A 25,828-nucleotide genomic window follows, 5' to 3' on the forward strand; every position below is an offset into this window, starting at 1 on the left:
CGGATTGGGAAACTATGTAATCCCGCTCCGAATGTCAACCGTTTTACGACCGGTTAGTCAAAAAAAACTCAGCTGTGCTGCACCCGTTCAGGGCCGTCATCAGCCGAGGAAAGTGGTTCTATGGAAAACTGCGCTTGGGGTCAAGGGGTTTTTGAATTATTGTTGGTATATCTAATGATTAAATTATAGAAATGGCTTAGTGGTGCGGGTTTGCAGAGATTGGTATTTTATTTAAAAATATAACCAACTATCTATTGCCAACTTTCTTATAGTATACATATTAATAAGCCTTACTTTCAACTCTTAACCAATCAGGCATACTGAACATATTATGAAATTCGCAGCTATCAACCCTCATAAAGCTCATATCAAACATGGCATCAAAACCGGCATCGCCGCTGTCCTTGCATTTATTGTGGCGGATCTATGCAGCCTCAAATTCGGATATTGGGCAGCATTGTCCGCAGTTATTGTCATGCAGATCAACGTTGCCGACTCAATTAAGATGTGCTGGTACCGTTTTTCCGGTACAGCCATCGGCGCTTTCATCGGTGTTTTATGCATACTTATCTTTCCGCAGACACCTTACATGACCATGCTGGCACTTTTCCTTTCAGTTGGTTTCTGCGCTTACATGACCAAATACAACAACCGCTACAAAATGGCGGCAATCACTGTGACCATTGTAACGCTGGCTAGCCTTGGCGAGCCGAACCGTATTGAATTCGGACTCTTCAGAGTACTTGAAATCGGTATAGGTGTTGCCAGTGCCTTTGTAACCAGTATTTCAATCTGGCCATTGCGTGCATCTGAAACACTAAAAGCCGAATTATTTAATCAATTCGAAGAATGCGCGGCAAACTATGAAACACTCATGGAAGGTTTTCTCGATAAACAGAGCTGTCTAATTCCCAGTGCCCTTGAATCATTTAACAGTAGACTGGCTAAAAACAGGGAAATCTACGCCAAAGTAATCCGTCTTGAAAGGTTCATATATGTAGAAGACACCCAGTTACTGGGCATGAAAGTCGAAATCCTTGAAAAGTGCGCTTCACACTTAAGGGCCATGCTGCATGCTTTGAGTCATGTGCACGGAGAAGGCTATCATATCATAATGGAAAATGAGCTGCGTCAACTCGCACAAGCAACTTCCAAGGCTATGCGCGCTATCGGCTCCAAAAAAATACCGAACGAACAGTCTCTTCATGACGCTTTGGTAGCTTCTCAAAAACGCCTTGAAGATCTGCGTAATGAGGGAGCAACTCGCAGATTTTATTTACAAAAAATGATTCAGTTTTTTGCCTTCTATCATAGTGCTCAATTCATTTGTGAAGACCTGCTCCGCTACACAAGAGAAAGAAAAAAAATCAACGCCCAAAAAGACAAGACTAATAAACACCAGCCAGACTAAGTAATAATTTATCAGCTTGCGGCTTGTCATACTTATGGCTCAAGAGCAGCTCACGTACGCTGACTTTCTTCCCATAATATCTTTTATTGAAGTCGTTGCTGACCATGAATGCTCCTGTTCGAGCAGTCATGCCACCATACGCTCCGGCCTGATCGACCAGTAGCACGACATTTCCTTCAACATCAAAAGTCCCGCGATTGCTGCGGTCGGCAGTATGCCCCACGGCCATATCCACGCCCAAAGAAAGGTCGATTTTTCCGCCAAGAGCATCATCAAGAGCCTGATCATCCATAAGAAACACCAGCAGTGTTTTACCTTCAACCCCACCCTGCAGGCCGATATCAATACCGGCCATATTAAAAAAAACGGGACCGTTCCAAAATCCGGTATCGTCCTTCGCACAAAGAACTCCCGGCCCTACTTCAGCTCCCACAAAAAATGCGGCCTTGTACACATCCGGAAAGATGAACACAGCCCGCGACTCTTCCAGTAAATAATCAATATACGGCCCCTTCTCTTTGGATCTCATTTGGTTAAGGGCACAAGCCGATGAATCGACAATACGCTGCATTGTCGTTGAGGCATTGCTGACGCAGGGATTACCTACAAATTGTTTCACCGGAGTACACGAGCTAAGTATGGCAATTGCCAGTCCCAGCAGGACTGCTGTTATCTTCTTATTCATGATGTAATCTAACCTGAGATGATTCAAATCAGCAACTGGCACCGAACTCAAATTTCTCTTCTTTTCAAGAAAATTATCGAATGATAAAAAATGTCATGTCAAAGCACGCAAAACATGTTTAGTAAATATTAACGAAACACATTCAAGGAAGAATAAATGTCTACCATATTGAAACCGTACAATGAAAGAATGATGGAGGTACTGCTCTATATCCAGCGTAATCTGGATGGAGACTTATCCCCGGAGATACTGGCTGAACTAGCCTGTTTTTCCGTTGCCCACTTCCATCGAATTTTCAAAGGGATGGTAGGTGAAAGCTTAAAAGAACATGTCCGTAGATTACGCTTAGAGCGTGCTTCTTATCGGCTTTGCTATTCAAATACCACTGTTATGGATATTGCCCTTGATGCCGGCTTTGAATCTCCTGAGACATTCAGCAGGGCATTCAAAAAAAGATTTCTGGTTCCGCCCAGCGATTTCAGGAACAACGCGAGAGCCATGCTTGCGCTCGGAGGTGACGGAAAAATCCATTATCGTCCAGACCCAAGCATTGGGAGCTTCGAGTTCGATGCCACCCCGCATTCCTGCGAAGTTGAAATCCGTACACGGGATGAAATTCAAGTAGTATTTATCCGTCATGTAGGTCCTTACCATAAGGTAACTAAAGCATGGGAAAAACTTTGCGGATGGGGCTATGGTAAAGGTCTGTTTTCCGAAAAAACAGAATTCCTTGGACTCTCCTACGATGACCCGGACGTTACCCCGGAAGGTAAAATCCGCTACGATGCATGTTTTACTGTTGATGAAGAAGTTGAAACTCCCCCGGAGATGGGGATTCAGGTTATCCCCGGCGGAAAGTATGCGGTGACTACCCACTACGGACCTTACGAAAAAATGCACGGCATATACCGTGATCTTTATGGTAAATGGTTACCCAGCAGCGGCTACCAACTGAAAAACACCATTCCGTCATTTGAAAAATATATAAAAGTCCCACCGGATGTTCCGCCCGAGGAAGCGGTTACGGAAATCTGGCTGGCAGTTTATTAATAATTAAAAAGAGGAGCGCTAAAAATGGACGTACAAATCTGGACCCTTGATGCGGCGACAATGGCTTATGCTGAACATGTTGGACCCTATGAAGAGGTAGGAGAAGCATGGAAAAAACTTTGTGCATGGGCTGGTCCTAACGGTCATTTCAATGAGAAGACCAGATTCTATGGAGTTTACCACGATGATCCGGGCCAGGTTCCTGCAGCAGAACTGCGTTCCGAAGCCTGCATTACTTTGGAAAATAGGGTGGAAGTTCCTGCCGGAATCAAACTTAAAGATTTTCCTGGTGGCAAATATGCAGTTGCTGCACACCTCGGACCTTATGAAAAGCTCAAAGATTCCTGGACCGAATTCTACGAAAATTGGCTTCCCCAAAGCGGAGAAACCCACGCTGAAGCACCCTGCTACGAGCAGTATATGAACGATCCAAACAACACAAAACCTGAGCATCTTGTTACCATTTTGCTCATGCCTTTGAAGTAGCCAACACTCAAAAACGCCCCGCTTTCGTACAAACGATTGCGGGGCGTTATCTTTGTAAAACTGAATTAATATCCGACAATCATAACTTTATTTTCCAGCATCATTGGAATCCAGAGCCTTTTCTCTTTTTGGTCCAGATAAAAATCAGCAGGACCGCCGAGCTTCTCTCCAAGATCAAGCGTTACACTCTCCCCTGTTTTTACATCCTGCTTTATCAAAATGCCTTCTTTTTTGAAATCTACCCAGTCGGAAAAGATTATATTTCCCTCGTGATAAACCATCCCGTCATAAAATCCATTTCGTGAACTGACTTTCTCAAAATAAAACTTTCCCGCATCAATATGCCCTTTACCTACAATTCCATCAGGCTGGTGGTTCTTACCGAATGAGCAAAGATAAACTGTTCCGGTCTTGGAATCATAAGAAAGACCGTTGGGACCGAAAAGATCAGAATCACATTCAAGCTTGGTAAAAACAGGAGAGGTGGATGTGTCCAAAAGATAAAGAGCCCCGGTATCTATAGCAGAAACAAGCAGCTCATCTTCGCCAATAGCAACAAGCCCGTTCAGAAATGAAGTCCCTTCAGCGGAAAAATCAACATCAGCCACCTGATTTCCATCTGCCACTGAATAACCTTTGATCCGGTCAATATCAGCAACATAAAGAATGTCATTGAGTACGACCATTCCTTTCGGAGCGTTCAACCCCTTAATGAACTTACGCTCAAGAACTTTTCCTTCATCAGAAAGTCGGGAGATATACCCATCTCCATCCTTATCCATTGGTTTAAGTTCTTCCCCCACATTGGAAACATAGAAATAATGACCGTCAGAGGTAACACTTTCTGGGGATGAAAAACCGTTGATGATGGCTTTTTTAGTTGAGCAGGCAGCAAGCTGCAAGATCATAAAAACACAGATTGCGATAATTGAATATTTACGCATAAACTTTCTCCTTGTTCTGTTTGAAGAAAAGCTAGCGCAAAGATTGCTGCATTACTTGCGTTTAAAGATCAGATTTTGCTGAATTCAGTTCAGCTCGATATTCTCGGGGAGTGACTCCGTAGTTTTTGCGAAATAGAGAGCTGAAGTGGGACAAACTTTCGTATCCGGATTCATATGAAATTTCAGTAATACTCTTGCCTGAATTACGCAGAAGCTGCTTCGCCCAAGACATACGGCGCTCACGAATCCAGCGCGCAGGGGTGGTGTTAAAAGTTTTTTTAAAATCACGTTTAAAGGATGAAAGACTTCGTCCAGATAATTCCGCCACAGTTTCAAGGCTGATATTTTTATTAAAATACCGCTCCATAACTGCTGACAAATCCCCCCTGCTACTGTTTCTGCAAGCTATCAAAAAGCTGACGAACTCATCATTTCCTGATGCGGTACATATATAATGTAGCAGTTCGTGAACTTTCAGCCGCAGAAAATCATTATTCTTACCAAGCGGCGAGTCAAACAGAGAAAGCATAGAAGAGAGATAGATACTGACCTGCTCTGAAACATTAATGCAGAAAGCAGACCTATCCGTGGAAGATATTGGATTATTTTCAGCAGAAAGATGATCCACAAAATTACCAAGCATGGCATCATCAAAAAAGAAAAGAACGGTATCAAATGTCCCGTCATTTTCCGGAATCATCTCAGACATGAGATGACACCCCTTACGGCAGAAAAATGCTTCACCCTTACGAATCACCATATCACCGTCAGTAGAATGGATATATTTAGTACCCTCCAGAACAAAGACGAGGGAGTGCTGCGACACGCAAACTTCGTGACGGATCTCTGATTTTCTGCTTTGGAATTGCACAAAGGTAATTCCATCGACAGTGATATCTGCGAATTCTGGAGAATTATGAATGAAACGCGGGATTGTCAGCATTGGAAAAAGAAAGGGCCGTGCAAGACGGCCCTTTATAATTTAATTATTAGAATTCAAGATTCTTAGGAGTTCTGGGGAACGGGATAACGTCGCGGATATTGGTCACACCGGTGAGCAACATCAGCATACGTTCGAAGCCCATACCGAATCCGGCATGGGGTGCGGATCCGAAACGGCGGGAATCAAGATACCACCAGTAATCTTCGGAATCCATTCCGGTTTCGGCAATTCTGCTTTCCAGAACATCGAGTCTTTCTTCACGCTGAGATCCGCCAACCAGCTCCCCGATTCGGGGAACCAGCAGGTCCATAGCAGCAACGGTTTTATCATCGTCATTCATACGCATGTAGAACGGCTTGATTTCCTTGGGGTAATCATAAACGATGACCGGCTTTTTGAAATGCTTCTCAGTGAGATATCTTTCGTGCTCGGTCTGTAGGTCCTGACCGTACTCAGGGTAATATTCAAATTTCTTGGCTTTCTTGCAACGCTGCAGCAGATTCACTGCGTCTTCGTAACGAATACGTTCAAAGTCGTTATCAAGAGTGTTGCGCAAAGTATCCATGAGAGTTTTGTCCACAAATTTTGCGAACAATTCGATATCGTCAGCACAATTTTCAAGAACATGGTTGATCAAATACTTAACCATTTCTTCGCCGAGATCCATGTTATCATTAAGATCGGCGAAAGCTACTTCAGGTTCAATCATCCAGAATTCAGCTGCATGGCGCGGAGTGTTGGATTTTTCTGCACGAAAAGTAGGCCCGAAAGTGTAGACCTGACCGAGGGAAAGAGCATACATTTCAGCATCGAGCTGACCGGAAACAGTCAGGTGTGATTCCTTGCCGAAGAAATCATTAGCTGCCTGATCTTCCTTTTTCATGCTAGAAAGGGCTGCGTGGTCAAGAGATGTAACCCGGAACATTTCCCCGGCACCTTCACAGTCGGAACCGGTAATGATCGGGGTATGTACGTAAAAGAATCCTTTATCGCGGAAAAATTTATGAATCGCGTAGGAAAGCTCGGAGCGGATGCGGAACATTGCACCGAACTTATTTGTGCGGGGGCGCAGATGAGCGATAGTCCTTAAGAACTCATCAGAATGACGCTTCTTTTGGAGCGGAAAAGTTTCGGGATCAGCAAAGCCGAGCATTTCAATAGATTTACCACGAACTTCCCATTTCTGACCCTTACCCGGAGATTCAACCAATTCACCGAGGATACTGACTGACGCCCCGGTGGAAATTTTCTCAAGTTCGGCCTCGATTTCGGGGGTGTGGTCGATGATTACCTGCACATTCTTCAAGCAGGATCCGTCGTTAACCTCCAGGAATGAAAAGCCCTTATTGTCACGCTTGGTGCGGACCCAGCCTTTAACCAGAATTTCTGATGCAGCATTTTCCGCATTCAAGATATCTTTAACGCATGTTCTTCTCATAAATTGTCTCCAATCACTCGGTTTTGCGCCGATAATTGCGCTTCGCGTAAGATGTAGCTTCTAGACGTGCAAATTTCAACTAACTTGTGCATCATTAATATATAGAGATTTAGAGCCAATAATTTTTTAAAACTATTTACATTTTTTACTTGCATTTCATAATAGGAATCGTTACTAATTAGTTCAACGAAGCGGAACCAAGATTTTTTAATAATAAATTCACACCCAAATTGTAACACAAGGAGAATTCCAATGAGCAAGACACTTGAAAACCTCAAAGCAGCTTTTGCAGGCGAATCCCAGGCTAACCGTAAATACCTCGCTTTCGCAGATAAAGCAGAAGCAGAAGGCAAACCCGGTGTAGCAAAACTTTTCCGTGCAGCTGCTGCCGCTGAAACCATTCACGCTCACGCACATCTTCGTCTCATGAAAGGCATCGGTTCCACTGAAGAAAACCTCAAGCAGGCTATCGAAGGCGAAAGCTACGAATTCGAATCCATGTATCCTGAAATGATGGAAGATGCGAAATCTGAAGGTGAAAACGCAGTACTCCGCTACTTCGGTTTTGCCAACGAAGCAGAAAAAATCCACGCAAACCTTTACACTGAAGCTCTCAATGCAGACGGTGATGTTTTCGCAGAAGCAGAATTCTACATCTGTTCCGTATGTGGTCATACCCAGAACGGTGAAGCCACTGAAAAATGTCCCATCTGTGGGGCAGCCCCCAAGGCATACCACAAAGTGGACTAAATCCACCTCCATCTTTTAGATGAATATCAGCCCCGCCCGCATTTATGCGTGCGGGGCTTTTTCATTCATTATGGGGAGAAGACCTAGACTAATTCCATTGAATACCTATCTGTAATGCTGACAGTGAAAACAGCCAAAACCGGACGGTTGCGCATCCGGGATTACTGCGCTATCTTCGCCTGTTCAAAATAGACTGCAAAGGGGATTTCAATGGGATTCTTTTCGAAAGTAAAAAAATTGTGGAGCAGCCCGGAAGACAGGGCTGAACAAGCACTTAAAGATTACCTCGGCGATGATTATGAGCCGGAAGAAAAAATAGAAGAACCGGAAGTAGAAGCTGAGCCGGAGCCGGAACAAGCACCTGAACCGGAACCTACTCCCGAACCCGAGCCTGTTGTTGAAGCTGAGCCGGAAGTTGCGGAAGAAGTTGAACCCGAGCCAGAAACAACCGAAGAAGTTCCTGTAGCAGAAGACCAGCCGGAAGAAATTGAAGAAAAGGCTGAAATCCCGGTAGAAGAAGCTATTATCGAAGAGCCGGCCACTGAACCAGGGGGTGTGGCAGAGCCAGAAATTTCATTTGAAGAGCCCGCTCCTGAGCCGGAAACTGTTGAAGAAACTCCAGTAATTGAGACTGAACCGGAGCCCGTAGAAGAACCTGTTGTTGAGCCGGAAGCTGAAGAAGCACCTGCAGTTGAAGATAATCCGGAGCCGGTTGTAGAAAAAACAACAGCGCCTGCCGGACCGACCATTCTTGAACCGGTTATGGAAACCGAAGCACAGCCCGCTGAAGATAAACCGCAGTGGCAGATTGAGCTGACCAAATCTCTGCAGCAGGCAGAGCCGCGCCTTTCGGTATGGCTGGGCCTGATTCTTAAAGATATTGAAGAAGCCGGAGATGATCTCTGGGATCGTCTCGCATTCCTGCTGGAAGCTCTTGAAGCACCCAAGAATGAAGCAGAAGACTTCATCGCCCGTTTCAAAGACTGGCTTGAAGAGATGGACTACGAGTATGTGGAAGATTTCCGCTCCGAACTCCAGTACCGTCTGGCTCTCGCCCTTGAACTTGAGGATGAGGAAGATGAGCGCAGCCGTTTGTTCATCAAGCTTTCCGAAGGTCTGAACAAGACCCGCGAGCAGATCACCAAGCGCATCGACTCCATGCTCTCCAGCCACACCGCCTTTGATGATGATTTCTGGGAAGAATTCGAAGAAATCCTGATCATGGCCGACGTTGGTTATGACGCATCCATGGAACTTGTGGAACGCATGAAAGAGCGTATCCGCAAAGCCGGAGAAACCAACCCTGAGAATTTCAAAGACCTGCTGCGCGAAGAACTGGACGAAATCTTCAAGGTTCCCAAACGTATTAAAGCTTTCAACCCTCCGGAAGTTGTCATGATGATCGGCGTTAACGGTGTCGGTAAAACCACCACCATCGCCAAGCTGGCCCACCGCGCCCAGATGCAGGGCCGCAAGGTTCTCATCGTTGCCGGTGATACTTTCCGCGCCGCCGCAATCGGTCAGCTGGAAGTCTGGGCCCGCCGTGTAGGTGCCGGATTCTATGCCAAGGCAGAAGGCTCCGACCCCGCAGCGGTTGCTTATGAAGCTATCGATTACGCTGTTAAGAACGGTTACGATCTCATGCTTCTCGATACTGCCGGACGTTTGCACAACAAAGCAAACCTTATGGAAGAACTGCATAAAATCCGCAGGGTCCTCGGCAAAAAGCATGATGAAGCACCGCACCGCAGTGTACTGGTCATTGATGCCACCACCGGACAGAATGCCCTTTCCCAGACCAAGATCTTCAACGAAGAAATCGGTGTTGATGAACTGATCCTGACCAAACTGGACGGTACAGCCAAAGGCGGCGTCATGATCGCCGTGACCATGCAGCACAAAATCCCCATCACCCACATCGGTCTGGGTGAAAAAATGGAAGACCTCAGGCCGTTTAACGGCGAAGACTTTGCCAAGGCATTGTTGCTGTCATAGGAATTAAAAGAATATAGAATATGAAAATCCCGTCCGGCTTGTTGAGCTGGACGGGATTTTTAAGAACCAAAGCGAAAGATGATTTCACCAATAAAAAAATTACATAAAAAAATAGTTTTCTTTAGATACGACCTAGTTTCCCGATATAAAAGAATTTTTCTTATTAATTTGAAACAAACATTTCGCAAGTTAATTTCTATTCAACTATTTCTCACTGGACTTTTTGTTACTCTTATTGTTTTTGGATTCATTTTATCCAAACTGCCAATTCCTGAATACTTTGTAGGACTGACCTCTCACCTAAAGGAGGGCGCAAAGCAAGGCACGGCGAACTATCTAATATATCACAATATCGGCCTAATAATATTAGGATTAATCGGAGTATGCTTAGCTTCATGGAGATCAAAAAGCCTTTCTAAACAAACATATATTGCTGAACAAGGACACATCACAGAGCGAATTATCAAAGCAACAGAGCAACTTGGAAATGAACAAATGTGTATAAGAATAGGCGGCATATATACACTTTGGAGAACTGCTGAGGACTCTGACAAAAAGAGTGACAAAAAAATAATTCTCGACCTCCTATGCGCATTTATTAGAAATCCTACCAATGATCCGAGCTTAAACACAGATGAAAATCCATTAGAAGTAGGAATTCGTAATGATGTTCAAATCGCCACTTCACTAGTAACTAAAGAAATTTATAAACTTGATTTGCTTGACGAGTATCGGGCTGATTTGTCAAATGCTTTCTTGGCACAGGCAGATTTAATGAATGCAACATTAATTGAAGCAAATCTCAAAGGTGCTATCCTGCATTCGGCCAACCTAAAAAACTCAGATATGCAGGGAGTAAATTTAGAGATGGCTGACCTTACATATTCCAATCTAAACAATACAGGTTTACAAAGGTCAAATTTGAGCTGGGCCAAACTTAACGAGGTAGACCTCAAAACAACAAAATTAACCAAAGCAAACCTATGGGGTGCATTTATAGAAAATTCTAAGTTTAGCTCAACAACTTTCGATAATGTCTTTTTGACTAAAAGGCAGTGTGAAGCTCTAAACATAGAAAACCACGGACTTATACATGATAAAAATGATATTAACTTTTTAGATTTTCCTACTCCCACCCAGCCTCACAAACAGCCTCAAATCCCGGCAAAACGATCTTGCGATGATGCAGATACATCCTGTCCGCTCCATCTTCATGACCGTAGATAGGATCGCCCACTATAGGGAATCCTACATGGGCGAGATGTGCCCGGATCTGGTGACGGGCACCTTTGGCGATGCGCACTTCTAGAAGCGAAGTGCCGTCCTCATAACTTTCAACTACCCCCGCACTGGACCAACGTTCGGCCGGAGCCTGCTCATCAAGCACTTTGGTGTGTTTGCGGTCGGCAGTATCAAGCCTGTTCTTTACAACAAAAGGTCCTTCAGGAATGCCGTGCACTTTGGCGTGGTAAATTTTATCCACCGTGCCGGAATCCTCATATTCACGAAATTCATTTTCCCGCTCTACTCCGAAAGCAATAAGCAACATTCCCGAAGTAAGAAAATCCAAACGATTAGCGAGAATAGGTTCTTTACCGGGGAAAATACCGGACAGACATTCTTCCACGGAAGGCTCCGCGCTTCCGGCAATTGCCGCAGAGTGCAATTCAGCTGGTTTATACACGGTTCCGAATCCGTCGCCCTGTTTTACAACCTTTACCTGCGATAAAATCTCAACAGCACAGGCACGATCCTCAACTTCCAGCAGCACTACTTCCGCACCGGGAAACATTTTCAGGCCCGAACGGCAACTACGGCCATTGACCATCACAAAACCGTTTTCTATCAATCGCCTGCGTTCACGCAATCCGCTATCTGGCAGCAGCTTGAGTAAAAATTTATCCAAGCGCAAACCTTCGTCACTATCACCCGCTATAATTCTGTCAATTTCATTCAATTGTTTTTCTTCCGTTTCTGTTAGCTGATTACCGTTCCAATTCATTAAACGGGGTTTACGCTGCAAGGGAAACAGCATACAACTCACTAAGCACAATGGAATTTGTTCAAGTGGCCGTTTTTAAAGCAAGTACACACTTTTAAGCTGCCAAGTTGACCTTCATCAACCTTTTCCCAAGATAGCAGGTTTTGCCGTGAATATTAAAGGCTGTATTTTCGTCATCTGTGCCGCGATCATGTGGGGGCTGATCGGTCCCATATCCAAATTCCCAATTGAACAGGGAGTAGCACCGCTTGAAAACGCCTTCTGGCGGGCTGTTTTCGCATGGATGCTCTTTGCTGTCCACGCCTGCCGCATCCGGGCTATCAAAATAGATATCAAGGACCTGCCCCAAATCATCGGATTCGGTTTCGTTGGAGTAACCATATTTTACGGTTCCTACCAGCTGGCGGTGCAAGACGTGGGCGCAGCTCTGGCTTCGGTACTGCTCTACACTGCCCCGGCATGGGTAGCCTTCATGTCTTGGCTGTTGCTGGGCGAAAGAATGACTCCGATCAAAATCTCAGCCATGCTGATCACCATTTTCGGAGTTGCCTGCGTATCTCTCGGCCCCCATATTTTCGGCACTGGAACCGAAATGTCCTTCACATGGCCGGGTATCATTTTCGGACTCACTTCCGGGTTCACATACGCGCTCTACTACATATATGGCAAAACCATCTTCGCCCGCTACACCACGCCGACAATATTTTTATATGCCCTGCCCATCGGCGCACTCTGCCTGTTGCCCTTCTTTGAGTTCACCCCGAAAACCGGGACTTCATGGATGAGCATTATCGCGCTGGCCCTGATTTGTACTTACGGAGCCTATTCCATCTACTATGCCGGACTTAAATGGCTGGAACCAACCTCAGCCTCGGTAATCGCCACCATAGAACCGGTAATCGCAGCAATTCTTGCGTGGCTGTGGTGGAACGAAAGTTTCGACTGGACCGGATACATTGGCAGTGCTTTGATTATTTCTGCTGTGCTTATGATTGTCATGGAAAATAAAATTGTTGAATTCTTTGCCGCCGGAGGCAATTAAATAAATGCTAAAACAAGTTAAGGCTTCTGCCGGTTCCGGTAAGACATATGAACTTACCGGACGTTTTTTATCACTTTTAGCCGGAGCACAGGAAGAAGACTCCATCCCGGTCTGTAAAAGCTCACAGGGTAAAGGCTACTGCTGGCCTGAAATCATGGCTGTAACCTTCACCAACAAAGCTGCGGCTGAGATGAAAGAACGCGTGATCCGTTCCCTGAAAAATCGCGCCTTGGACATCGAAGGAGATGGTCTGGGAGCGGACTGGAAACCACTGGATGCCAAGAAACAGCTCATTCCTATCCTGCAACGCTACAATCGGCTTAATATTCGTACTATTGATAGTTTGCTGAATCTGCTGGTGCGCATCTTCGCTCTTGAATTGGGCCTAAGCCCTGAATTCGAATTGCTCTTTGAGCCGCAGGCATTGTTCGAGCCTAACTTCAACAAATTTCTCGCTCAATGCGAAGAAGGCGACCTGCTGCGTAAAGAACTCTTGGACGATGCGGTGGACAGCCTCGTGCTCAAGGAAGAAAAGCAGGGATTCTGGCTGGCCGAACAAATGCGCATGCGCCTCCTTTCCATCCTGACTCATGTCATCGACCATCCGGCGGAAAGACTCACAGATCAGGAAGAGATAGCCGGACTGCTGCAAATCGAATTTGATGCATTCCAGAAGGCCGTCCGCGATTTATCAGCACTCATTGATGCAGACAAGCTTGCGGCCTCGGCCCACTTGAAAAAATATCTGGAGCATGCCTCAAAAATAGATTTCATGGACCTGCCCAAGGAATCGACAATGGTTGCCAAGGACAGCTTTGAAGATTGCGTTAATAAAAAATCCAAAGGCGACATCGGTTCCTACCATGAAAAGGTATATGCGGACTTAAAACAGGCTCACGAGATATACCGCGACAAAGCGACTATCCTGCGCGGTGCATATGCACTGGCACCTTTCGTGCGCATTGTAGAAGAAATCCGGGCCGATATTATCGAATACCAAACCCGCAACGGAATGCTGCTCAGTGCGGACCTACCCAAAGTGGCAAGCTTCGTACTCCAAGGCGGAAGCGCATTGCCTGATGCATTCTGCCGCATGGGATCTCGCTTGCACCATCTTCTCGTTGACGAATTTCAGGACACCAGCCTTGCCCAATGGCAGGCCATGATTCCGTTAGCTGTGGAATGCTTGTCCAAGCGAGGCAGTCTCTTTTACGTTGGTGATGTAAAGCAGGCCATTTACAGTTGGCGCGGAGGACGTTCCGAACTCTTTGATGAAGTGGGACAGGACCCGGAACTTACCGGACTTTCCGAATTCACCCCGGCAAATCTCGACTACAACTGGCGAAGCCTTGAACATGTCATAGGCTTCAACAACGAATTCTTCGATGCGCTGGCGGATTATGATCTGGCAATGGACCTTTCGGAACGGCTCTATCCCAACGGCCCGGAAGACCAGCAGATTGAGCTGGCCCAGAGGATTTCCCATTCATTTGATAAAGCCTCCCAGCAACTGCCGCCGAATCAGGATCGAACAGGTGGATACGTGCGGTTACAGCGGGTGTTCGCTTCCAGCTCACAAGAAATTGTAGATGAAACCCGCCGCAACTTCGACCAGCTCATGGAAGAACTGCTTCCCCGCCGCGAATACCGGGATATCTGCGTACTTGTCCGCTCCAACGGTCATGCACAGTTGGTCTGCGACTGGCTGGTGGAAAAATCCATTCCGGTAATCACCGAGAACAGCCTCCAACTGGACCGCCACCCCATTGTGCGCCAGATGGTGTCCCTGCTCAAATTCCTTGATTATCCACAGGACGATCTTGCATTTCTGGAATTCATCTGCGGACAGGAAATCTTCGGTCATATTTCAGATATTGAGCACGACGACCTTTTCAAATGGCTGGCTGAGCGGGACAAAGGACCGCTGCACCGCCGCTTTTCCGAGCAGTATCCTGATTTCTGGAACACGCAAATTTCACCCTTCCTGCGCAAATCAGGACTGATGACACCTTACGACCTTGCCAGCGAAATGGTCAGCCGCTTCAAACTCGTCGAGACTTACCCGCAGGATGAACTATACATACGCCGTTTCCTTGAGGTCGTTCATCTTGCAGAAGAAAAACGTGGGACCTCGCTGGCAGCTTTCCTTGATTTCTGGGAACTTTCGTCAGCCGAAGAAAAAGTCCCCCTGCCGGAGTCGGTCAACGCAGTACGCATCATGACCATCCATAAATCCAAGGGGCTGGAATTCCCGATTATCGTAGTGCCTTTCCATAACTGGTCCGTATCCGGCCCGGATACATCTCTGGCGGATATTGAAATCGACGGACAAACCATGCTCACCCCCATGAGTAGCAGTTTGGGCGAGATTTACTACGAAAACCGGACCCGCATGTTCAGTGAGCAGCTGAATCTGCTCTATGTGGCATGGACTCGCGCAGGGCAGGAACTGTACGGCTTTCTGCCCTCGGAAAAAACTCGCGGGGTAAGTCCGGCATTAGCGGCTATTGAACTAATCCTTGAAGGTAAATTCAACGATCTCGGCCTGCTTGAATACGGAATTACGCCGGAAGCTGCTGATGATAAACTCATCCCAAATGAACCGGAAGATTCCACTAAGAAACCATGCGACGATTTCTGTGAAGCTGCCCCAGAAGGACTCCTCGAACCGGAACTCATGGGCTGGCTGCCGAGATTACGCGTCTACCGCCACAATCTCGAAGATTATTCATACGATGCGCGCATGCGCGGGGAACTGGCTCACAACGCGATGGAAAACCTGATCCTTACCGGAAATGACGAGGCCGATTGCCGCCGCAGTGCTGAGGCCGCCTTTGCCAAATTCCCGGCAGTTACCGAGGAAGAAGACGTGCTGGTCCCGGAAGTGACAAACATGGCACTCTGGGCCTTATCGGTCCCGGATATCCGCGCTGCCATTGAACGCGGCAGGCCGGAAGTAGCCATTATGGACGCGCAGGGAGAAACCCATCGAGCTGACCTCCTGCTACTCGAAGATAAGCGGGCCTTGGTTGTGGAATACAAAACAGGACAGCCCTCCCCGGAAAACGAGAAGCAGGTCAAAAGATATTTAAAACTGCTGCGAGACATGTACGGCAACGAGAAGGAATTGCGAGGGCTATTGGTATACTTGGACGGCAAATTTACACGGGAAGTTAATATTTAGTTATGAACAATAAACCTATCCAGATCATATCGTGGAAAGAAGATTTCATTGAGAATCTCGCCACGACTATAATTAATGATTCCGACGGCGACCTGAGTAAGGTTACGGTCATTGTTCCGCACCACCGTCCGGCCCGATATCTTAAGAAAGCACTTGCGGCATCGGAACAATTGCCCAAGCCGTGTATTCTGCCTGAGATTTATTCATTTTCCGACTTTGTGTCTTCGCTGATCCCCAAGCTTACTGCCGAATTTCCGCGCAAGATCGGCAAACTGGATCAGGTTGGGCTGCTCTTCAACATCATTGAAAAACTGCGCAATGAATCGACAGGCATACTCGCAAAAATGCCTACAGATTTACAGTTGTTCTTCCCGTGGGGCACCAGACTGGCATCCCTGCTGGAAGATCTGCTGCGCCAAGACATCAAGCCGCGCAACCTGACCATGCTACAAGGTGAGGTGCTGGAATGGGCAGCCGCACTGCTGGAAGAGTTGGAAATAATTTTCGTGCGCTACGTGGAAGAGCTGGAAAAACGCGGCTGGACCACTTCAGGCTTGGAAAACCGCACGCTCGTAGAGAATTTCAACGGACTTGATGACATCCTCAAAGACCGCCAACTTTACCTTGCCGGATTCTACGGTGTCAGCGGAGTGGAAGACATGTTCTTCCACTATCTTTGGGACAATCTAGGCTTGCAGATCATCTGGCATAGTGATCCCGGACTTGCCGAAGGTCGCAAAGGCCACTTTGCAGTGCGTGAACATAGGCTTTGGCTACAGAACTGGAAAGCTGAAGCAGTATCAGATCATTCTGCAAATGGAAGCTGCGAACTTCCGGAACTGAAATTCTTTGAAGGATTCGACCGCCACTCCCAGCTTTCTGCAATGCGCGATGAACTCTGCTCGCAAAAGGTGGAAGGATGCGCCGTGGTCCTGCCGGACACGTCTTTGCTCCTGCCCGTAATGCATCATTTGCCCGAACAGGACATCAACATCAGTATGGGCTATCCACTGGAACGCTCCGCTCTGAACGGACTGGTGGAAGCCGTCCTCAAATTGCAGGAAAACCGCAACGGGCGAACCTTTTACTGGAAAGACATTCTGGCCTTGATCCGCCACCCGTACTTGAAAATGCTGGAAGTAAACGGCGATCAGCCTCTGCGAACCATCTTCCACCAATGGGAGAATGCACTGCGCCATGGCGCTCCTTATGCGGATGTGAATGATTTCGTGCCGGTGTACAGTGACGATAACGGCAATCTGGTCGATAACCCGGAAACCACAGAAGAACTGCGTTCCGAAGCCGTGCGAATCTGCATTGACGGATTAAAGGATATCGAGACCCTTTCCGAGCTGGCTGATAGTCTGCAAGCCATGTCGGAAATGCTTCGCCAACGCGGCGGTACCCTTTGGAATCGTTATCTTCTGGACTCCGAATGTTTATTCCGACTGATGAATGAAGTCATCCCCGAACTGCGTGAAAGCTCCATCAGTAATGAAATATTCGGGCAATCGCTCTGCTTTTCAATTTTCAGACAGCTGCTGTCATCGCAACGCGTATCCTTTGAACCGGACCCGATTTCCGGCATGCAGGTACTCGGTATGCTCGAAAGCCGCCTGCTTAACTTCAAGCGTACATTCATCCTAGATACCGTAGATGAGAAACTTCCCGGCGCCGATCCTTACGATCCCCTGCTCCCCGACCAGTTGCGCCACCTGCTGGACCTTCCCGATTCCAGGGAAAGGGAATCAGTCGCGACCTACAACTTTTACCGTTTGATCATGGGCAGCGAAGAATCCTGCATCTTTTACCAGAGTGGCGTGCAGCCCGGATTACTCGATTCCAAATCCATCCGCTCTCGATTTGTGGAGCAATTGCTGTGGGAAATTGAACAACAGCGTAAGGAAATCATCACTCCGGGCGAGGAGTTCCCTCTCAAGGCTGTTAACTTTCCGGTAGGGGCAATTGTTAATAATCCGGCGGCTATTCCCAAGGAACCGTTACAGGATAAATTGCAAAACCTGCTCAAATTCAAAGGGCTGTCCCCTTCGGCAATTGATTGCTACGTAGGCTGCCCCAAACAGTTCTTCTTCCGCTACCTCTCTAATGTCCGCGAAAGTGTGACAGTTGATCAGGACGGCGACCGCGCCGGATTCGGTGATCTGATCCACTCAGTACTCAAGGACTTCCTTGAACCGCACCTGAATAAAGAAATATGCGGCAAGGATCTGGATGCGCAAACTTTGCAGGATTTATTCATGCTCCGTCTGGAAAGGGATTCGCTCTATCCCAACCTCGCCTATGACATCAAAAAATCTCTGGAGCAGGCAGGCAAAAACAGGTTGGCCTTGTTTCTCAAAAGCCTGAAGCCCACTAAAATAGTGGAACTGGAATCTGATTCACAAGCTGAACTTGAAATGGATGAATTCAACGTCAGGATTCATGGCCGCGTTGACCGTGTTGATGAGCGGGATGGCGAGCGCTACGTGCTTGATTACAAGACCGGACGGTTGCACCTGCCACGCAAATCATTCTGGGAAGATGAATCCATCTGGGGACCGCTGCTGGATGATCCCCAAGCTATCTACCACGACGGCACACCCTTTCTTGAAATGATCAAAAATTCAGCGGACAGCCTGCAACTGCCCCTTTACCTGCTCATGGACCATCACACTTCCGGGGAACTGCCGAGACAGGCATCCTTAGTAGAATTGGTCACAGATGGACGAGAAATGGGATTATTCGATTCCAAAACCAGTGATGAAGAGCGCGAAGAGATCATTGAAACCAAAATTCCGGCCCTGACCAAGGTAATCATCAACAATATGCTGCAAGAGGATAGTTTCAAACCAATCCGTTCCAATATGTGCCAATGGTGTGCATACCGTGAAGCTTGCGGAAGCTGATGTCTCTGCATTTTAATGGTTTGACATTAGCAGTTCTCTGTTGAAGACTATTCTCTTAATAACAAAAAGAAGAGGAATACAAATATGAAGACTGCTGAAATCATGATTTGCGGAGCTGGAATTGTAGGTCTTACTGTAGCGCGGGAACTGATTTCCAGAGGACATAATGATATTCTGATCATTGATAAAGAGCCCGAGATTGCAAAGCATGCTTCAGGACGTAACAGCGGCGTCCTGCATGCCGGAATTTACTATGCTCCGGGTAGCCTGCGTGCGGTATCCTGCCTTTCCGGCAACTTCAGGATGAAAGAATATTGTCGTGACAAGGGATTGCCCCTGCTGGAAACGGGCAAGGTGATCGTAGCCCGCAATGAATCCGAACTGCCCACCCTGCATGAGCTATATAACCGGGCTACCGCTAACGGAGCAAAGGTCGAGATCATTGATGAACAGCATCTTGCAGAAATAGAACCCAATGCAAAAACAACCAAAGAAGCGTTGTTTTCTCATTACACTGCTGTAGTAGATCCTCGTGCTGTAATGCAATCCCTGTACAATGATCTTGAATCAAGTGGAAAAGTAACCTTCATGCTCGGCACTAAGTTTATTACTGCAAAGAGCAATAATATTATTGTTACCGACAAAGGAGAAACTAGCTGCGGCCTCTTCATAAACGCAGCAGGGGCCTACAGCGATAAAGTGGCCCGTCCCTTCGGATTTGGTGAAGGCTACCAGCTCATCCCCTTCAAGGGTATCTACAAAAAATTAAAAAAAGAAAAAGCCCACACCATCAAAGGCAGCATCTATCCTGTCCCCAACATTAAGAACCCTTTCCTCGGTATCCACTTCACCCGCGGTGCAAGCGGCGATGTATACCTAGGCCCCACTGCCATTCCTGCATTCGGACGTGAGAACTACGGTATCCTGAGCGGACTGGACAAAGAAGCATTCGACATAATGCTCCGTGATGCTATTCTTTTTTTCAAAAACCCCAAATTCCGTTCTGTTGCATTTGAAGAACCCCGCAAATACTTTTTCAAATGCTTCTTCAATGATGCTAGAGACTTGGTCAAAGATCTTTCTCCGGGCGACATTGAAAGCTCACCTAAAGTGGGTATTCGCCCGCAATTAGTTGATCTGAAACGTAACGAACTTGTTATGGACTTTTTAGTGGAAAGTGATAAAAAGAGTGTGCACGTACTGAACGCTATTTCACCTGCCTTCACAAGCTCCATGTACTTTGCTGAAATGATTGTGGAGAATTACATACACTAGAGAATGTATGTTTTCTGCATTGTAATAACCACATTTATACATTCCGATACCAAGCTGTAACAGTCAAAAAGAACTTGACTTTAAACCTCATACAGGAAAAAACTTTTCTCGGACTTCAAAGTTGCCTCTAAACAATAAATACACCGATGTATGTATCTTTTCAGATACCTGCCACAAAGTGTTTTTGATGACAGTATTGTTTAAAATTCAGAAGCAACTCTTAAATATACAAGTCATAGGAGAACTTTAGTATGAATCTTCCTCAGCTTAAGATTGGTGATCTGGTAGCAAAGGTGCCCGTCATTCAGGGCGGCATGGGAGTGGGAATTTCCCTTTCCGGCCTTGCTTCCGCAGTTGCCAAAGAAGGCGGCATCGGCGTTATCGCTGCTGCAATGATCGGCCTTACCAACAAAAACGGCGGTAAGGATCACGCAAAAGCACACATCGAAACCCTGGCCGAAGAAATTCGCAAGGCCAAGGAAATGACCTCCGGCATCCTCGGTGTAAACATCATGGTTGCCCTGTCCAACTTTGCGGACATGGTCAGCACTTCTGTAAAAGAAGGCGCAGACGTTATCTTTTCCGGTGCCGGTCTGCCTCTCGATCTGCCTAAATACCTGCATGACGGAGCAAAGACCAAACTGGTCCCCATTGTTTCCTCAGGTCGCGCAGCTTCCATTATCTGCAAGAAATGGATTTCCAAATTCGACTACCTGCCTGACGCATTCGTAGTTGAAGGACCCATGGCAGGCGGCCACCTTGGCTTCAAGCGTGAACAGCTCAACGATCCCAAATTCGCTCTCGAAAGCATCCTTCCCGAAGTAATCAAGGCTGTTAAGCCCTTCGAAGAAAAAGCTGGCCGCACCATTCCGGTTATCGCTGCCGGCGGTGTTTATTCCGGTGAGGACATCAGCAAGTACATCAGTATGGGTGCTGCCGGAGTCCAGATGGGAACCCGTTTTGTTGCCACCCACGAGTGCGATGCTGACGAAGAATTCAAACAGGCTTACGTAAACTCCACCAAAGAAGACATGGCTATCATCCAGAGTCCCGTAGGACTCCCCGGCAGGGCAGTAAACAACGACTTCCTGCAAGCGGTAACCGATGGCAAAAAATCTCCTTTCAAATGCCCGTTCCATTGCATCAAGAGCTGCAAAGTAGAGGACAGCCCCTACTGCATTGCTTCCGCCCTGATCAATGCTCAACGCGGTAAGCTCAAAAACGGTTTTGCCTTTGCAGGCTCCAATGCTTGGAGAACCGAAAAGATTATCTCCGTTAAACAGCTCATCTCAGATCTCAAATCTGAATTTGATCGCGCCGTCGCACGCTAAGCTGATTTCTCCATACGATAATAAAAAAGGGCGTTTCGCATTTTGCGAAACGCCCTTTTCATTTTAACAAACCCACCTTTCTAAAATATACTTTTCCGTACCTTACGATAAGTATTTGAATCAACGGTATAGTTTCGCCGTGTAATCACAAACAGGGAAAGCAAGTCTGCCATAATGTACAAAAAGAAAACATCGGCAGCCCCAAAAAAATTCACTTCGGTGTAATCAAGGCAAAGATAGCCATATATCTTACGACCCTTTTCCTGCTGAATTGCCCCTACAAATTCATCACTTAAGGTATTGTTCCATAGAGTCAAAGGTACTATTAGGGTTGATTTATAACAATCTTGAGGATCTATCCCATCACCTGCGGCATCCCAACACTCAACCCATTTCGTGTCAAAATTAGTATTTTTGAATAATAGATTAGCAAATAAATTAGGTTTATAGTTTGAAACCTTATCAAGGTTCAACCTAGGATTTCGATAGTAGCCCAACTGTGCTGCTTCGGGGATATTATTGCAAAAAAAATACTGCCCTGTTTTTTGAATAAACTGAAACCCGGAATTTGAAGTACTCGGATAGGACAAATTATATTCCACTGATGTACTGCGAAAAAGGCAAACAATGCTATCTTCATAAGTAGCCTTTAGACAAACACGCGGTATAGCCCTGTTTTCTTCTTCAAAAAAGCCTTCTATATACTGAAAATTACGATGACAAATTTTTTCAAAACGATCATTCAAGTAACTTTCTAAATTACATAGGGCAGTCTCTGCCCGCTCATCAAGAGCGGAATCTTCACGCAAACAATCTTTCAGCTGCATATGATACCTACTGGCTAAATAGGCATACTGCACAAGCTCACCCTGATTGTAACAAGCTATATCTTTTATATAGGGAAGGATACTCATTTTACTTCTTAATTATTGAACAAACATTCTTTTCTTTGAAAATTTAAAAAGACTCTTATCTATCTCAACCTCTTTATTCGCAGTTGAAACGTCTATTACTGAACATAAACTGGAATAAAACTCTATTTCAGAAGAGAATTCAGTGCGCTCAAAAGCATGTAAATATGGCTTAAAAAAGAATCTAAAAAAGACATAAACCAACAAGCAGACAACTGACGACAACAACAAAAACTGAGCCCAAAACAAAAAATAACTAAGCAGCATCATTAATAATCCTTTTTTTACTACTTTCCAGCTCTCTGATATCATGGTCGCTGAACACAAAGCACAGAAAAGAAAATATAAAACCACACAAATACATAACTAAATATATCTGCGTAATCATCTCTCCATTACGATCACCTGAATATATTGGGATTGCGCCATAAAAAGCAGCAGAAGTGACCATTGTCAAAATACTAAAACATGAAATTATCGTTTTATAGATCTTTTTACTACGCTCGGTTGTTATAGTAAGAAGTCGTCCTGTTGCAGCAGCCGACATTCCTACAGTAACTAACAACAATTCTCCTTTTGGAGAAACATTACATAAGACATTATTATAATCTAAACTATGAGCAGCACATCGTATGCAATAGCTTATAACTAAAGGAACCATTGACATGCCTACACTAAAGACTAGCCATACTATAGCATCTTCTCTTTTTTGCCTGAGATACAATTTGTCTGGAAACAAAAATCTGCGCAACCAATCCACACCCACCTCCAATGTCCAACCGCCTATTTGATATTAGACTATTATATAAAATAAATCGACTAATCAAGATAAAAATAGCTTTATATATATTAGTCTCTATAAAAAAAGGGCGTTTCGCATTTTGCGAAACGCCCTTTTCATATTGTGCAAAAAAATTATTTCTTCTCAGCCGCTTTCTTATCTTCCTGTTTAGGCTCTTCTTTGGGAGCGGCTTCTTTCTTGGGTGCTGGCTTTTTGGGTGCTGCTTTCTTGGCGGCGGGCTTCTTGCGCTTTGTGACTAAAGATTCCAGCTTTTCAGCTGCAGCTTGAGTCTCATTGGATTCACCTAAATAATGCATTTCGCCCTGAGGGGATATCCAGTGCCATCCTTCGGGCTTCTTAAGCACCCGGGCCCCCTTTGAATCAAGATAATCCTTGAACGATGCTTTCTCGAGGCTTTCGTCAATCTGCACGGTCAATTTGCGGTTCTCAGCCATGACCTGAGTGTGGCGGAAAATTTCAAAAGCACTATGAACCAGATCAAAGGCAGGGTCTTCGATCTCACTTTTTTTGGAAGACAGCTCTTTTTCAAGCTGGGCCAGATCCTTTTTCAGGCTGCGAATTTCAAACAAGGCATCCTTACGGGCTTCTTCACTCTTGTCGTTAATTGCATTAGTTACTGTCGCCGCGGTCTGTTTTTTCATCAAACGTCCTCCAAAGATTGTTAAGTTAACTTTTGCTTAACACACTCATTTACAAATATCTATTCCTTTTTATCCTCACCTGAATCCGGCGACTGGTTCCCAGCCAGCGGATGAGCCTTATCATAAACATTCATGATCTGTTGCAGGTTCAAATGGGTGTAACGCTGGGTGGTGCTTAAATGCTCATGCCCCAAAAGTTCCTGCACAGATCGCATATCAGCCCCTGATTGCAGCATATGCGAAGCAAAGCTGTGCCGGAGCATATGCGGATGCACTCCTTCATGCAGTCCTGCACCCTCGGCCATACGGGCCAGAATTCGGTTTACCTGTCTGCGGTTGATCCGTCCGCCACGGTTTCCAACAAATAAAGCCTGCTCCTCAAGGGCAGGCCCCAGCTCGGCACGGACAGCCAGATAATCATTAACAGCCTTGCAGGCCGCATCACTCAGCGGGGAAAGCCGCTCCTTGTTCCCCTTACCGGAAACACGAACCACCCCGCTGGAAGTATCTATATCGAATAGGTCAAGCGTAATAGCCTCACTGACACGAAGCCCGGAGCCATACAGCATCTCAGCCAGAGCCAGATCACGCTTGTCCGCAGGTTCATCCCCCACATGTGCATCCATCAAATTCACAGCCTGATCAACGTTCAAAGAACGGGGATGACGAATTTCCTGCTTGGGATTCCTGATTCCGACCATGGGATCATTCTGGATAAAACGATGCTTGGTCATATACTTGAAAAATGAACGCAAAGAGGAAAGCTTGCGCGACATTGTCGACTTTGCCAACCGCTGACCATGCAATTTAGCCAGAAAAGCGCGTACAAGGTCCGGTGTGACTTTGTCAGGTATGGCGAGGGTCTTTTTGCGCGTCTCCAGAAATTCCTCGAACTGAGAGAGGTCCTTTGCATAAGAACGTAGAGTGGCAGCGGAAGACCGCTTCTCCACATCCAGATAAGTCATGAAAACCTGAACAGGTTCTGGAAGATTATTTATTGTTCCTGCGGTCGAGGACATAGCTGCTCTTGGGGTTTTCTTTGGCTTTCTTCTTCAGAGCCATTGCAATTGCAGAGGCTTCACCGAAATGCTTCATCTTGCCGTTGATGTTAAAAACAACGGCAATTGAAATTGCCATCAGCGGAAAAGTCTGAGTCTTGCCCTGACGGTCCTTGGAGACAATGGATTTGCGCTGACGGTCTTCCATGTCATAGAAATTAGGCACAATACCGTCGAATGAAAAAATAATGCGCTGGCAGACTTCTTCGATTATATCCGGGGAAGTAATAACCACAAAATCATCGCCGCCTACATGTCCCACAAAGGTCTGCTCTCCGACAAAGCTCTTAACCGTGTTGACGATAATTCGCGCGCTCATCATCAGGACTTCATCGCCACGGGAAAAGCCGTACTTATCGTTAAAGGACTTGAAGTAATCAAGGTCGCAATAGGCAAGCGCAAAATCCTGTTTGCGGTCAATCAGACTTTGAATCTTCTGAATTATGGAAGTATTGCCCGGAAGCTTGGACAAGGGGTTGGCATCAAGAGCACGGAGAGCGCGACAAAGAGTCAGGTTCACCCTTTCCCTGACAACAGGCAGAAAAAAAGGCCGAACCAGAAAATCATCAACCTCAACCTTGTTCCAATCCCATGAATGCTGAAGATCGGTATCATCCAGGCAGATGATTACCGGGAGCTGCCGATAGACATTCTCGCTCTTGACCAAACGAGCCAGTTCCTGAGCCGGAACATCTTCCACCCTGCTGTCCACAATGAGCAGGTCCGGCGGATCATTGAAAAGATGCTCTACCGCTCCTCGGGCAGCCGTATAGCAAGTAAATTCCAACACTTCCTTGGGCCAGATCTCAAACAACAGATCGCGCAGGGAATTGTCAGGTGAAACCAGAATGGCCGTATGTTTTGCCAGCCCCAATAGGCCGTGATCCTTATTCTTGTCCATAACGAACCGTTTAACATCAACCATTGGAAAACGTCAAAGCTCAAGCGGACCACGCTCCGTAAAATTACAAAAA

At 46.2% G+C, this 25,828-nt stretch carries 21 protein-coding genes; 11 read left to right on the top strand and 10 right to left on the bottom strand.

Annotation, left to right across the window (positions count from 1 at the left end; genetic code table 11):
• The first annotated feature begins 331 nt into the window (after positions 1 to 331).
• Positions 332 to 1,411, top strand: coding sequence for an FUSC family protein (locus tag ACNI23_RS09040; RefSeq protein ID WP_420248084.1), 1,080 nt, complete (start codon positions 332 to 334; stop codon positions 1,409 to 1,411).
• Here the strand turns inward: ACNI23_RS09040 and ACNI23_RS09045 are convergent.
• Positions 1,389 to 2,096 (bottom strand): lipid-binding SYLF domain-containing protein, encoded by a 708-nt coding sequence (locus tag ACNI23_RS09045; RefSeq protein ID WP_420248085.1) that lies wholly within the window; start codon positions 2,094 to 2,096, stop codon positions 1,389 to 1,391. The two genes, ACNI23_RS09040 and ACNI23_RS09045, sit on opposite strands and share 23 nt — an antisense overlap.
• A 156-nt stretch (positions 2,097 to 2,252) precedes the next feature.
• Between ACNI23_RS09045 and ACNI23_RS09050 the strand changes: the two genes are divergently transcribed.
• A complete protein-coding gene (locus ACNI23_RS09050) occupies positions 2,253 to 3,146 on the top strand; it encodes an AraC family transcriptional regulator (protein ID WP_420248087.1) in 894 nt (297 codons plus the stop codon).
• A 24-nt stretch (positions 3,147 to 3,170) separates the two neighbouring features.
• Positions 3,171 to 3,632, top strand: a complete 462-nt coding sequence (locus tag ACNI23_RS09055; protein ID WP_420248088.1) for an AraC family transcriptional regulator — start codon at positions 3,171 to 3,173, stop codon at positions 3,630 to 3,632.
• A gap of 65 nt (positions 3,633 to 3,697) precedes the next feature.
• On the opposite strand, the gene ACNI23_RS09060 is transcribed toward ACNI23_RS09055, so the two are convergent.
• The 3 genes from ACNI23_RS09060 to asnS form a co-directional block, all read right to left on the bottom strand.
• Positions 3,698 to 4,576: an SMP-30/gluconolactonase/LRE family protein gene (locus ACNI23_RS09060; protein WP_420248090.1), complete on the bottom strand. Its 879-nt coding sequence runs from the start codon at positions 4,574 to 4,576 to the stop codon at positions 3,698 to 3,700.
• Positions 4,577 to 4,637: 61 nt separating this feature from the next.
• Positions 4,638 to 5,402, bottom strand: a complete 765-nt coding sequence (locus ACNI23_RS09065; protein ID WP_420248091.1) for a helix-turn-helix transcriptional regulator — start codon at positions 5,400 to 5,402, stop codon at positions 4,638 to 4,640.
• Positions 5,403 to 5,565: 163 nt separating this feature from the next.
• The gene (gene asnS, locus ACNI23_RS09070) at positions 5,566 to 6,957 is read right to left on the bottom strand and encodes an asparagine--tRNA ligase (protein WP_420248093.1); all 1,392 of its coding nucleotides are present in this window, start codon (positions 6,955 to 6,957) and stop codon (positions 5,566 to 5,568) included.
• 252 nt (positions 6,958 to 7,209) lie between these two features.
• Between asnS and ACNI23_RS09075 the strand changes: the two genes are divergently transcribed.
• From ACNI23_RS09075 to ACNI23_RS09085, 3 genes are all read left to right on the top strand, one after another.
• Positions 7,210 to 7,707, top strand: a complete 498-nt coding sequence (locus tag ACNI23_RS09075; RefSeq protein WP_420248095.1) for a rubrerythrin family protein — start codon at positions 7,210 to 7,212, stop codon at positions 7,705 to 7,707.
• 210 nt (positions 7,708 to 7,917) lie between these two features.
• Positions 7,918 to 9,702, top strand: coding sequence for a signal recognition particle-docking protein FtsY (gene ftsY, locus ACNI23_RS09080; protein ID WP_420248097.1), 1,785 nt, complete (start codon positions 7,918 to 7,920; stop codon positions 9,700 to 9,702).
• A gap of 78 nt (positions 9,703 to 9,780) precedes the next feature.
• Positions 9,781 to 10,929 carry a pentapeptide repeat-containing protein gene (locus ACNI23_RS09085; RefSeq protein WP_420248098.1) on the top strand — a complete coding sequence of 383 codons (1,149 nt, stop codon included), beginning with the start codon at positions 9,781 to 9,783 and terminating at the stop codon, positions 10,927 to 10,929.
• Here ACNI23_RS09085 and ACNI23_RS09090 read toward each other — a convergent pair.
• Complete coding sequence (locus ACNI23_RS09090) at positions 10,829 to 11,659, bottom strand: pseudouridine synthase (protein WP_420248100.1); 831 nt, start codon at positions 11,657 to 11,659, stop codon at positions 10,829 to 10,831. The two genes, ACNI23_RS09085 and ACNI23_RS09090, sit on opposite strands and share 101 nt — an antisense overlap.
• Positions 11,660 to 11,852: 193 nt before the next feature.
• Between ACNI23_RS09090 and ACNI23_RS09095 the strand changes: the two genes are divergently transcribed.
• From ACNI23_RS09095 to ACNI23_RS09115, 5 genes are all read left to right on the top strand, one after another.
• A complete protein-coding gene (locus tag ACNI23_RS09095) occupies positions 11,853 to 12,746 on the top strand; it encodes a DMT family transporter (RefSeq protein ID WP_420248101.1) in 894 nt (297 codons plus the stop codon).
• A gap of 4 nt (positions 12,747 to 12,750) precedes the next feature.
• The gene (locus tag ACNI23_RS09100) at positions 12,751 to 15,930 is read left to right on the top strand and encodes a UvrD-helicase domain-containing protein (RefSeq protein WP_420248103.1); all 3,180 of its coding nucleotides are present in this window, start codon (positions 12,751 to 12,753) and stop codon (positions 15,928 to 15,930) included.
• A gap of 2 nt (positions 15,931 to 15,932) precedes the next feature.
• Positions 15,933 to 18,836, top strand: coding sequence for a PD-(D/E)XK nuclease family protein (locus ACNI23_RS09105; RefSeq protein WP_420248105.1), 2,904 nt, complete (start codon positions 15,933 to 15,935; stop codon positions 18,834 to 18,836).
• 84 nt (positions 18,837 to 18,920) lie between these two features.
• Positions 18,921 to 20,111 carry an L-2-hydroxyglutarate oxidase gene (lhgO, locus tag ACNI23_RS09110; protein ID WP_420248107.1) on the top strand — a complete coding sequence of 397 codons (1,191 nt, stop codon included), beginning with the start codon at positions 18,921 to 18,923 and terminating at the stop codon, positions 20,109 to 20,111.
• Positions 20,112 to 20,362: 251 nt separating this feature from the next.
• A complete protein-coding gene (locus ACNI23_RS09115; protein ID WP_420248108.1) occupies positions 20,363 to 21,442 on the top strand; it encodes an NAD(P)H-dependent flavin oxidoreductase in 1,080 nt (359 codons plus the stop codon).
• 80 nt (positions 21,443 to 21,522) lie between these two features.
• On the opposite strand, the gene ACNI23_RS09120 is transcribed toward ACNI23_RS09115, so the two are convergent.
• The 5 genes from ACNI23_RS09120 to ACNI23_RS09140 form a co-directional block, all read right to left on the bottom strand.
• A complete protein-coding gene (locus ACNI23_RS09120) occupies positions 21,523 to 22,356 on the bottom strand; it encodes a hypothetical protein (RefSeq protein WP_420248110.1) in 834 nt (277 codons plus the stop codon).
• 253 nt (positions 22,357 to 22,609) lie between these two features.
• Positions 22,610 to 23,113: a hypothetical protein gene (locus tag ACNI23_RS09125; RefSeq protein ID WP_420248112.1), complete on the bottom strand. Its 504-nt coding sequence runs from the start codon at positions 23,111 to 23,113 to the stop codon at positions 22,610 to 22,612.
• Between the two features lie 155 nt (positions 23,114 to 23,268).
• Complete coding sequence (locus ACNI23_RS09130) at positions 23,269 to 23,796, bottom strand: hypothetical protein (protein WP_420248114.1); 528 nt, start codon at positions 23,794 to 23,796, stop codon at positions 23,269 to 23,271.
• A gap of 59 nt (positions 23,797 to 23,855) precedes the next feature.
• Positions 23,856 to 24,815 (bottom strand): tyrosine recombinase XerC, encoded by a 960-nt coding sequence (xerC, locus tag ACNI23_RS09135; RefSeq protein WP_420248115.1) that lies wholly within the window; start codon positions 24,813 to 24,815, stop codon positions 23,856 to 23,858.
• Complete coding sequence (locus ACNI23_RS09140; RefSeq protein WP_420248116.1) at positions 24,787 to 25,779, bottom strand: GGDEF domain-containing response regulator; 993 nt, start codon at positions 25,777 to 25,779, stop codon at positions 24,787 to 24,789. Before ACNI23_RS09140 ends, xerC begins: the two co-directional genes overlap by 29 nt.
• Positions 25,780 to 25,828 lie beyond the last annotated feature (49 nt).

Source organism: Maridesulfovibrio pacificus (SeqCode), assembly GCF_048612815.1.
In the GTDB taxonomy this organism is placed as follows: domain Bacteria; phylum Desulfobacterota; class Desulfovibrionia; order Desulfovibrionales; family Desulfovibrionaceae; genus Maridesulfovibrio; species Maridesulfovibrio pacificus.